Source organism: Atribacteraceae bacterium (assembly GCA_035477455.1).
Lineage (GTDB): Bacteria > Atribacterota > Atribacteria > Atribacterales > Atribacteraceae > DATIKP01.
In genome coordinates this window covers 1-10990 of the sequence record DATIKP010000137.1, presented here as the reverse complement: position 1 = coordinate 10990, position 10990 = coordinate 1, and the positions used below count along the sequence as shown (strand labels likewise).

At 53.5% G+C, this 10990-nt stretch carries 12 protein-coding genes and 1 tRNA gene; all 13 read right to left on the bottom strand.

Going from position 1 to position 10990, the window contains the following annotated elements; translation table 11 throughout:
- Positions 1–531: 531 nt before the first annotated feature.
- A complete protein-coding gene (gene amrB, locus VLH40_08385) occupies positions 532–1380 on the bottom strand; it encodes an AmmeMemoRadiSam system protein B (protein ID HSV32019.1) in 849 nt (282 codons plus the stop codon).
- A 2-nt stretch (positions 1381–1382) separates the two neighbouring features.
- Positions 1383–2768, bottom strand: coding sequence for an NHL repeat-containing protein (locus VLH40_08380; protein HSV32018.1), 1386 nt, complete (start codon positions 2766–2768; stop codon positions 1383–1385).
- On the bottom strand, positions 2758–3342 hold the full coding sequence (locus VLH40_08375) for a lysophospholipid acyltransferase family protein (GenBank protein HSV32017.1): 585 nt from the start codon (positions 3340–3342) through the stop codon (positions 2758–2760). The genes VLH40_08380 and VLH40_08375 overlap by 11 nt, the downstream gene beginning before the upstream one ends.
- 57 nt (positions 3343–3399) lie before the next feature.
- Positions 3400–3477: transfer RNA gene (locus VLH40_08370), tRNA-Pro, on the bottom strand.
- Between the two features lie 86 nt (positions 3478–3563).
- Complete coding sequence (locus tag VLH40_08365) at positions 3564–4055, bottom strand: Hsp20/alpha crystallin family protein (GenBank protein HSV32016.1); 492 nt, start codon at positions 4053–4055, stop codon at positions 3564–3566.
- Positions 4056–4134: 79 nt separating this feature from the next.
- Positions 4135–5037 (bottom strand): glutamate formimidoyltransferase, encoded by a 903-nt coding sequence (gene ftcD / locus VLH40_08360; GenBank protein HSV32015.1) that lies wholly within the window; start codon positions 5035–5037, stop codon positions 4135–4137.
- A 280-nt stretch (positions 5038–5317) separates the two neighbouring features.
- Positions 5318–5974, bottom strand: a complete 657-nt coding sequence (locus VLH40_08355; GenBank protein HSV32014.1) for a protein-L-isoaspartate(D-aspartate) O-methyltransferase — start codon at positions 5972–5974, stop codon at positions 5318–5320.
- 32 nt (positions 5975–6006) lie between these two features.
- Complete coding sequence (locus VLH40_08350) at positions 6007–6291, bottom strand: acylphosphatase (GenBank protein ID HSV32013.1); 285 nt, start codon at positions 6289–6291, stop codon at positions 6007–6009.
- Positions 6288–7064: a 5'/3'-nucleotidase SurE gene (gene surE / locus VLH40_08345; GenBank protein ID HSV32012.1), complete on the bottom strand. Its 777-nt coding sequence runs from the start codon at positions 7062–7064 to the stop codon at positions 6288–6290. Before surE ends, VLH40_08350 begins: the two co-directional genes overlap by 4 nt.
- Positions 7061–8449 carry an FAD-binding protein gene (locus tag VLH40_08340; GenBank protein ID HSV32011.1) on the bottom strand — a complete coding sequence of 463 codons (1389 nt, stop codon included), beginning with the start codon at positions 8447–8449 and terminating at the stop codon, positions 7061–7063. Before VLH40_08340 ends, surE begins: the two co-directional genes overlap by 4 nt.
- Complete coding sequence (locus VLH40_08335) at positions 8439–9383, bottom strand: Gfo/Idh/MocA family oxidoreductase (GenBank protein ID HSV32010.1); 945 nt, start codon at positions 9381–9383, stop codon at positions 8439–8441. Before VLH40_08335 ends, VLH40_08340 begins: the two co-directional genes overlap by 11 nt.
- Positions 9384–9388: 5 nt before the next feature.
- Complete coding sequence (locus VLH40_08330; GenBank protein ID HSV32009.1) at positions 9389–10492, bottom strand: DegT/DnrJ/EryC1/StrS family aminotransferase; 1104 nt, start codon at positions 10490–10492, stop codon at positions 9389–9391.
- Positions 10493–10722: 230 nt separating this feature from the next.
- Positions 10723–10990 (bottom strand): chorismate synthase (locus tag VLH40_08325; protein HSV32008.1); only part of this gene is annotated, 268 nt, incomplete at its 5' end.

Here is a 10990-nt window from a genome sequence, read left to right as displayed (position 1 = left end):
TGGTGGTAAGACCTCCTTCCCTTTAATTTTCTGTTCCGGGGTCCTTACCACCATAAGCTTTTTTGATATTCTTTTCCACACAATATAAAGTAGAGCCGAGCTAACCTCTTCCAGTTAGCATCTCATTTTCCGTAATACCATTCAAGCCGCTATCTGCTTAACCTCTTGTTTCCTTTTCCACCAGTAAGCATCCCAGTCTCCGTTCAGCTTCAGAAGCCAGTACAGATATTGCATTTATGACAGAGTCTTCAAACACGGAAAGATTGATTTGGAAGGTGTCGAGCTGATTCCTAAAATCTGGGAGGTCTCCGGATGGTCATGGTGGTTTCCGGGACCCGAGAGAGAACGACCCAAACGGGTCATTTCCTGCCCACCCAACGGCAACAGTCTTTTTTTTATAGGGAAGGTCTCCTTATCTGAGCGACCCCTCTCTTTATAAACCGGCTTTCAGAAAGGGGACATTTTAAGCGAGCTCTTGAGAGGATGTTGTCACCGAGTCAAACATAAAGAATAAATTTTACAGATAAAGAGTTACCACTCCCCCCGGGGGAAAATGATCGAGGCATAACCGACCACCCGTTGATAGTCGTGGCTTGTTTCACCACTTGTCGCATAGCGCAATAGCCGGCCGGAGAGTCCGGAAAGCCTTTTCTGCAGTCCAGCCAGGACGGCCAGACAGCCCGGTCCACAGGTGGTTACCCTCTTTTCATCGAGAAACCGGTAGAATTCTCTGACCTGCAAACCGGTTAACAGCTCGATCAATGGAAGGTCCTTTTTTCGCGCTTCGCTTTCCGGCTCATAGTGGGTAAAATCAGAGCTGGCGATGACGGCAAGCGACTTCGTCCGGGACAGCTCCGCCAGGAGTCCAGAAAGCACGAATGCCGCCTCTTCAGACTGGTCCAGCATGATGATCGGCAAGATTTTCAGCGGTCCGGGAACAAAATACTGTAAAAAGGGGATTTGAACCTCGATGGAATGTTCCCGGACATGGGCGCTCCCGTCAAAGCCGCAGCCCGTTCCGCGAGACAGGAGAAAAGCCCCCGCTTCCTGGTCAACGGCCACCTCACCCAAGGGAGTCTGCCAAACATCCGCTTCACTCAAAGCGATCCCCGTTCTTCCAGGATGGTGGCAGGGTCCCAGCAGGACATAGGTTTCCGCCCGGGCACCCTGGGCCAGAGCCCCGAACGACCAGGCAGCCACCGGTCCGGAATATTGATAGCCAGCGTGGGGGACAACTATTCCCAGGAGGGGTGGAATCGACTGTTGAGTAAAGGTTGCGCCAGGTCCGTCAGGCATGCGGTAGAAAGCATCAATCATCTTTTTCAATGTCGCGGGATCGTCCGGGTAGAAATAGCCGGAAAAAGCCGGTTGACGGACCATCGCTACCACCTCCGGAAACGGGACGTCTTCAGACGATAAAAAATAATCAGGAGAACAAACAAGAAAATGCCCAGAAAGATCAACATGACACTCGAACCACCGAACAGAAGAAAGCTCACCCACAGATAAGAAAAAAAAGCTCTCGTGTTACCAAGTCGGTAAGCCTTCTGGAAAAGTTCCCTGATCTCCTCCATCGGTCGGAATCCCCGTGAGGATATAGCCTGTTGATAATATAACCCGCCCAGGATATTCCTCCAGTAATCACGGTTCTCCTCATCGGAGACCCACAGGATCTCTGCATGATGAAGCATCTGGTCGGTATTGCCTTTCCGCTGGTACGCTTCAAATAGCAAGCGGCCGACTGCCGGGTCATCACGCTTTTCTTGCGGAAGGGTACCGGCCAAGGTGAGGAGTTCATCTATGCGGCCCTCCCTGAGAAGAACATCGAGATGAGAGCGTCGGTCGATCAGGTAACTGAAGTTTAGCTTCTGAATTCGGCTGTTACCAGCGTCGGCGATCCATACTTTACCCTGGTTGTCGGCCCAGACGCCTTCCGGAGAAACAAATTGACCGTGCCCGCTACCCCGGCCCCCGACGATTTCGACTAGATTGCCCTCCAAGTCGTAGACCTTGAGGCGGTGGTTATTGTAATCACTAATAAAAACATAATTTCCCCGGATCGTGATGTAGCGGACCCGGTCAAAATCAGTTTCGCCGCTTCCCCCCTGTCCGAAACGGAACAGAAAGTTCTTCTCCCGGTCGAACACCTTGACGGCATGGTGGACCGTGTCGGCGATCCAGATTCGTCCTGTCTGGTCTATAGCGATGCCACGGGGTAGAAAAAACTCGTCATTTCCCATTCCTTCCCGGCCAAAAGTGTATATTTGACGGCCTTCTCGGTCGAAAACCACCACCCGCGACCGGTTGGTGTCCACAACGTAAATCAATCCCTCCCCATCTATCGTTATCCCACGGGGCTCATAAAGCGGCGGGTTCAGGGCTTCCAGGTAACCCAGGACCGCATACGTATCAGCGTCAAGAATTTTTACCCGGTTCATCAGCATTTCGACAACGTACAAACGGTTCACGGCTAAGTCCATCGCCAGTCCGACCGGTCCATTCACGTCCCCGATGATCTGCTGCGTATTCCCTTCCCGGTCGAAAACCACCACCCGGTTGTTCCCCCAATCACTGACATAAACCGACCCGTCCCCCTCGTCGACCAGCACGGCAACCGGATAATCCAAAAAGGGGAGGTCATCCTCAACCTCGTCAAATACCAACTCTACTTCCCATTGGGCTTGGGCCAATCCGGAAAACGGGACAAAGCAGGCAATGCCGACCATAAAACAACCGATAATGAAAAGACGGCGGGGCTTAGGGGACACCGATCAATTCCTCCATTCTGGTTTTCAGGAACATTGCACATGAATCCCTTTCCAGGGTACCGGAGTCAAGGGGAGGCGCGAAGACGACGGAAATGGGATGAAGCCGGATATTCCGTCGACCCCGGGGCCAACTTTCATAAGTGCCCCGCACTCCGGCCAGCACAATGGACACTCCACTTTTCTGAAGTAACTTGACCGCTCCGGACCGTAAGGGGAGGATCCTTCCTTCATTTCTCGTTCCTTCCGGGAACAGGCAAACCACCCTACCCTGTTTCAGGAGAGTGAAAATAGTTTTCACGGCATGGCGGTCTCCCTCGGAGCGTTTCAGGGGAAATGCCCCTAATTGTTTCAGAAAAAAGGCAGCCGCTTTGGAGCGGAAAAGCTCTTCCTTGGCGACGAAGTGGACCCGGCGCGGAGCAGCACATCCAATAACGATAGGATCGAGATAGCTGGAATGGTTTGAAACAATGATCACCGGACCGTGGTTCGGGAAGTTTTCCCTCCCGGATGTTCTAAGGCGGAATAAAACATGCAACAGGAATAGGGCGATGTATTTACTGAGATAATAGATCATGCTTAACCTTTAGAGTAAACACTGGGTAACTCGCATTCTTTCTACTGAAAAAACGGATGGTCGGGGCGAGAGGATTTGAACCTCCGACCTCTTGAACCCGAGTCAAGCACGCTAACCAGACTGCGCCACGCCCCGACAAGGTTACACTATAACAAATAACCGGAAAAAATACAACGTCACCCACAAAAAAAACCCGGCGGGAGATACCCGCCGGGTACAGATCAACCCACTTCGATATCCACTTTCCTGGCTTTCGGACGGCTGGGTTCCAGCTTGGGCATGGTAATCTTCAGTACACCATTGGTGTACTGCGCGCGGACCTCATCCTGCTTGACCTTGGCCGGCAAGGGCACGGTTCTTTCAAAGGTTCCGATGAAACGTTCCTTGCGGCAATATCCGACCTCCTGTGACCCTTCTTCACGTTCCTCCTTGACTTCACCCTTGATTTCCAGATTATCTTCGGATACGTTGACGTCGATGTTCTTCGGATCGATGCCGGGCAGTTCCGCCTTGACCATTACCTCGTTTTCGGTTTCGGCCACGTCAATGGTCGGAAATCCCCTCACCAGGGCGGGCTGAGTAAAAAAGGGCCTTTCCAGGAGTTCATCAAAAATGGTATCCAGGTCGCTGCGCAAGCCAAAAAAACCCCGCATAGTCCGAAAAGGGTTCAGGCCTCTTTCCGCTCTTTTGACTGGAAAACGACTTCCATTCATTTGACAAACCTCCCTTCCTGTTCTCATACAGGTTTTGGAAATATTATAATCAGGAAAGGTCAAGAAGTCAAGAGGTTAGTCAGGAAAAGTCAATGAAATGATATTCGAGCACCTGCTCCATCCGGAGGTCGGGAATTCCCAGGACCAATCCGGCTAAGTCGACTAAGGCTTCCAGGGGGACCAAGCCGACGATTTCCGCTCCGGCCACCTCAACCCCAAAGCGCCGGCATTCCAGCTTGATCAGTTCATAGGCTTGATAAAGGGTACTTCTCCGAAAGTCGAGCATATTCATCGCCACCTGCGTCATTCCCCGGTGAGTGAGGCGGATGCCGATAGCCTTTACGGCGTTAAGTCCTCCGCTCTCTCCCCGCAGCCGCCGGGCGATTCGCGAGGCGATGTCGATGGAGTCTGTTTTCAGGTTCACATTGAACGCGATAAGCGGTCCACGGGCACCGACTGCTACGGCACCAAGTGTGCGATGCGTTTCCCGGGGCCCGAAATCGGGAAAGCGCTCCGGTATCGTTCCGATTTCTTCACGCAAGCGCTCGTACCCTCCCTTACGCAAATTAGAAAGGTCCCGGCGAGAGTCCAGCCAGGCCGCTTCACCGTAGAGGTAGACCGGAACCTGAAAACGCCCGGCAAGTGCTTCACCGATCCGGCGGGCCAATTCGATACACTGTTCCATGCTCACCCTCCTCCAGGGAACAAAAGGTACCACATCGATCGCCCCGATTCTCGGATGTTCGCCTGCATGCCGGGTGATAGCGATAGTCCGCTCGGCCATTTCGAAGATAGCCTCTACCGCCTGCCACAATGACTCTTGTCCGCCAAGCAGAGAAATCACCGATCGGTTATGGTCAGGATCGGCGGAAGCGTCGGCCACCAGGAGGCCGGGTATCGTTTTGAGGCGACCGACTAATTCTTGCAACAGGCCAAGGTCGGAGGTGCTGAGATTGATCGGACACTGAATAATTTCCGGCATGGTCGACTCCCATCCTACGTTGTGTATGCGGGTATCCGTGCCTCACCGCCCGGGTGGTTGGATAGCGGGAAACATCGCCTGGTGAGACCCCGAATGATTTAGCTCCCTGACGGCTTTTTCCTGAAGACGGAGCCCCAGCACCTTCCCGGTCAAGGTATCGGATCGGATTTTGGGAACCGATCAGGTCTTATGATACACCACCAGGGCGTTGGCGATCTGGCACTCCAAGTGTCTGCAACTGGATAAGGGGGACAGAGTGTCCGACGCTACCAGTTGTCTATCAGTCATTGGTTTCATTCTCCACCAGAGGGACAAACACCACTTCGCCGTACTCGGCAATGGAGAGGGTTTCACCGGCTTTGGTCCCTTTCACGAGAGTTTGCTGGAGGGCTCCTCCCAAAGGCAGGACGATCACCCCCCCGCCTGGGCACAGCTGTGCGGTCCAGGCAGGGTAGATCACCCGGGAATGCGCGGTGACGATAATACCATCAAAGGGAGCTTTATCCGGGAAGCCCATACTTCCGTCACCGGTCACAATGGTCACATTCCTATAACCGAGGTTAAAGAGCAGATCGCGGCTTTTTTGGGCCAGCGAACCAAGCCGCTCGATGCTGATAATCTCACCGGCCAATTCAGCGAGAATGGCGGTCTGGTATCCGGATCCGGTCCCGACTTCGAGCACCCGGTCCGTCGGCTGGGGATCGAGGAGGGTGGTCATCAGAGCGACGATATAGGGCTGGGAAATGGTCTGTCCTTCTCCAATTGGGAGCGGGGAGTCCTGGTAGGCGGCCTCGGGCCGGCTGGTATCGACCATCAGGTGACGGGGAACCCGCAAAAAGGCTTTAATCAGACGCTCGTCAGTAATACCCCGCTTTTTGATCTGCCGCTCCACCATCTCGAGTCGCTTTCGCATGGTCGAAGGTGTATCGAAATCCATTATCGCGCCCTCCTTCCGGAGGATAACACCGGTCAGTATCCGATCCGAAAATCGGGATATCCGCCGCTGGCCGGCTCCCAAAAAATTTTCGCTTCCCGGACAACAGCACTCACCGGTCCCTCCCTGATCGCGTCGAAAAATCGCTCGATTTCCTGGCGGTCTCCCTCGGCAATCACCTCCACCTCACTCCCTGGAAGGTTCCGGGCCAACCCCGTGATCGAGAACTCTGCAGCCCGTTTCAACACAAAGTATCGAAACCCGACACCCTGGACGATTCCCCGAAAGAGGATACGAGCTCGCAGCGTGGGCTCTATCATCCGTTCCGGGAGAGGACTGCCAGGAGGTCGTTCTTGATCAGGTAGTCGGTCAGGCTCGGGCGCAGTGGAGTAATGGAGACATGAGAGTGCCAAACCGCCCAGAAATCCGAATTTTTCTGAATGGATGCTTTCCGTTTTTCCTCTTCGAAAATGAACTCATGCATACCGTTTTCTTTTAGTTTCTGTTTAATCCGGGTAAAGAAAAATCTGTCTCCCAGTTCGGTGATTACCCAACTTTTTAGATCATCTCCCGATGAACGATCCGGGATGTTGACATTCAGGACCAGGTTTTTTTGTCCCATCAGGGTTTCTTCAAACCGGTAGAAGATCTCCCGAGTGACTTCCGCCGCCAGGTGATAGTTACCGGCCTCCTCGAGGGACAGGGAAACAGCCATGGCCGATACTCCGCTCATAGCTGCCTCCATGGCCGCAGCGACTGTCCCGGAATAGAAGACATCGAACCCCAAATTGGCTCCCCGATTGATCCCGGAGACGACCAGGTCCACGGCCTGGTCCTGGGAACGGAAAATATTGAGTCCCAGGATGACCGTATCCGCTGGTGTGCCATCGACGGCAAATCCCTGGACTCCTTCCACTTCGATCTCCCGGGCGACAATCGACTGGTGAGGAGTGATACTGTGACTGGAACAGCTTTTCTCCTCACTGGGTGCTACCAGCAGAACGTCGGCAATATCTCGGAATTCACGAACCAGCGCACGGATGCCCTCGCTCTTGTACCCGTCGTCATTGGTGATCAGGACCTTTCTCTTCACTGGATCGATCTCCCGATCCGGTCTATAATCTCCCGGGCTACGATAATGCCGGAAGCCGACGCCTGGATCAGTCCCCGCGTGATACCCGCTCCATCTCCGGCTAAAAAGAGGTTCCGAACCTCGCTTTCCAGAGTTTTGCCGGTCTTGATCCGAGAAGAGTAAAATTTAACCTCCACCCCGTACAACAGGTTATAGGGGGAACTCATCCCCGGGATAAAATTCTCCATGGCGGCGATCATCTCCAAAATATCCTGGAGAAACCGGTAAGGAAGAACAAAGCTCAGATCTCCGGGAACCGCCCGCTCCAGAGTGGGTTTGATCACCGATTTTTCTATGCGTTTCCAGGTCGAGCGGCGACCCATCTGGAGATCCTTAAGACGCTGGATAACGACCCCATCACTGAGGATATTGGCTAGACGGGCGACATACCGTCCGTATTCGATCGGTTCCCGAAACGGTTCGGTAAAATGGGTACTGACCAAAATGGCAAAGTTGGTGTTGGGAGTCTTGTGGTCTTCGTAACTGTGCCCATTGACCGTAATGATTCCATCGTTGAATTCAGTGACGACTTCCCCGGCCGGACACATACAAAAGGTCCGGACCCGGTCGTCAAATGTCCGGGAATAATAAACCAGCTTCAACTCGTACATAATTTGGGTAAACTCATCCGTGATCGACGCGGGGACCTCCATCCGCACCCCCAGGTCTACCGGATTTTTTTCCAACCGAAGGCCAAGCTTGACCGCTTCCCGCCTCAGCCAGTCTGCTCCGACCCGTCCCGGCGCCACCACAACGTAACCACTATCGATCCGCTTTCCGTCGGCCAGCTCGACACCGGAAGCCACGCCGTCCCGGGTAAGGATAGCTGAAGCTTCGGCACTGGTCAGAACAGAAATTTTCGGCTCAAGGTAGTTGCGCATATTCTTTAGAATGCTCCGGCAGCGGTCGGTTCCCAGATGCCTGATTCGGGAGGGAACCAGAATAAGGTCGGCCATTTCCGCTCTTCGGCGGAATTCCTCCACCCGCTCCAGGTCCCCGCCATAGAGTTTCTTGGTCCCGCCGAAACGACCATAGATGGAGTCCACCTCTTCGAGAATCTGTCCGAAGGAATCTTCATCCAGGTAACGGGATAATTGTCCTCCCACCTCCCGGGAAAAGGTTAACTTCCCGTCACTGTAGGCACCGGCTCCGCCCCATCCACACAGGAGCGAGCAAGGACTGCATTTCCGGCAATCCTGGTTTTTCTCCCGGGCCGGACACCTTCGTTTTTCGATATCCGGTCCCCGATCGACGACCAGCACTTGCAAATCGGTTTTTTCCGCCAGAGCCAGTGCCGTGAAGATGCCGGCCGGTCCTGCGCCAACGACAACGACGTCACAGTTCATTATTGATCACACTGCCTTGGTTCATTTTAATTTCTTCAAGAATTTTCAATGCAACTTCCAATGCGTTCTTCCCCTCTTCCAGGCCGACCAGCGGCCGTTCTCCATTGCGAACACAGCGGAGAAAATGTTCGAGTTCTAAACGAAGCGGCTCTCCTTTTTGCATGAGCGATTTTTCGATCAGTACATTGGGAACTGTGGACAAGGTTTTTTTATAGATGGCCAGTTCCTGTTCCAGATAGTCAATGGAGATAAAGGCATCCACTTGGGTCACTTCCATCCGGCGGATCTTTTTCCGGGTAACCCGGCTGGCGGTCAGGTTGACGATACACCCGTTATCGAAATACAGTTGGGCGTTGGCAATGTCTTCTTCACGCGAAAAAATCGGGTAGCCAAAGGCGTTGATCCGGGATACATTGCTGCGCACGATGCTGGTCACGATATCGATGTCATGGATCATGAGGTCGAGCACCACACCGACATCAATATTACGGTTGACATAGGGTCCCATCCGGCAGCAATCGATAAAGATCGGATTCTCGGTGATTTTTGTAAGTTCCATAACTGCGGAATTGAAGCGTTCGATGTGGCCCACCTGAAGCACTACATTCCTCCGGTTGGCCATCTCCATCAATTCGCGGGCCTCCTCAAGAGTGGTCGTCACCGGTTTCTCGATGAGAATGTTGATGCCTTCCTCGATAAAATGACCGGCAATAGCCCGGTGAAGCACCGTAGGCACCACGATGCTCACCGCATCGACCTTCCCGAACAGATCACGGTAATCAAAGTAGGGAGCGGTTTCGTACCGTCCGGCAATCTCCCGCGCCCGGTCCCGGTTGATGTCGACCACCCCGGCCAGATCGACTTCCGGTATTTCCGCGTATATGCGAGCGTGATGTTGTCCCAGGTAGCCGGCTCCCACCACGCCTACTCTCATCCGCTTCACGCCAGTTCTCCCTTCATGAACGCCACGACCAGATTGGCGATCTCTTCCCGTTCATCATCGGTCAGGAGAGGATAGATCGGCAAAGACAACACTTCGCGCGCCAGGTTTTCCGCCCGCGGATAGTCGATGCTCTCGATAAAGGGCTGGATTGCCGGCTGCCGGTGAACCGGAATCGGGTAATAGATACCGGTGCTGATCCCCCCTTCTGCCAACGAACCAGCCAGCGCATCACGTCGTAGGGCAATGCGCAAGGTATACTGGTGATACACTGAAGTGTACCCGGCAGGCTCCAGGGGCACCAGTATTCCAGGGAGGGACTGGAAAGCGGCGGTGAAATATTCGGCGTTTTCTCTCCGTTTCTGGTTGAACGCCGCCAGTCTCCCAAGCTGTACCCGGCCAAGCGCCGCGGCAATATCAGTCATCCTGAAATTATAGCCTATCGTCTCGTGTTCATAACGCCGCCGGCTTCCATGATTGATCAACATTCTACAACGATCGGCGATCTGAAGTTCCCCGGTGGTAATCATGCCGCCTTCCCCGGTGGTCATGTTTTTGGTCGGATAGAAACTGAAGGTGGACAAGGTTCCGAAACTTCCGGTCAATTTCCCCGCGATCCCTGCCCCGTGCGACTGAGCGCAGTCCTCAATCACTGGGACTCCGTAGCGACCGCTTAGGGAGAGAATTTCCGGCATCAGCGATGGGAGGCCATAAAGGTGAACGGTCACTATGGCCTTGATACTCCGTTTTTGTTTGAGAAGGTCCTCCAGGCGGTTCGGGTCCAGATTGAAGGTCCGATCATCGACATCGCAAAACAGCGGGCGGGCACCGCAATGCAGAATCGAGGTGGCACTGGAAATAAAGGTAAAGGGCGTGGTCACGACAAAATCCCCCTCCCCAATACCCAGGGCTTTCAGCCCGACAAAGAGGGCCGTTGTTCCATTGGATACGGCTATCGCCTCGCGGGTTCCAATGAAGGTTCGAAATTCCTCTTCAAACGATGCAACCTCGTTCCCCTGGGCCAACATACCGGATTCAAGAATCCGGCAGATTGCCGCTTTTTCTTCATCACCGATAAACGGTCTTGCAATAGGTATCTTCATTAGTCTCCTCTATAAATACAGGCTGTGGGTGTTTAGCGGTTTAGACTTTTAGGTAATACCAATACAGGTTTTTGTTTTACCTGAAAACCTACAGAGTAATAGCCTGCTTTCTCGATTCCTCACTTCATCCCACCCTCAATTTTCATGTTCGCTGCCATTAATGGGAGTAGAGTCACCAACTAACTACTATACAGAAATCAAGACGCTTTTCAAAGGGAATACCTACGGTTTCATTTCTCGGCAGGACGATCTCCCTGGCTACGTTCCAGAAAATGTTCGAGATACTCTCCGTATTCATGGTGACGAAGCAGGATTTCTTCCATCGAATCTCCTCCTAGCCTTTCCCGGTATGCCACGGCCAGTTCCCAGGCCAGCATCGCTTCAGCCACCGCCAGAGCCCGGGGCACCGCACAGATATCGGAGCGTTCATAACGGGCCAGGGTTTCCCTCCCCCCAGCCAGATCAACGGTTTTGAGCCCTTTTTGCAGGGTCGGTATC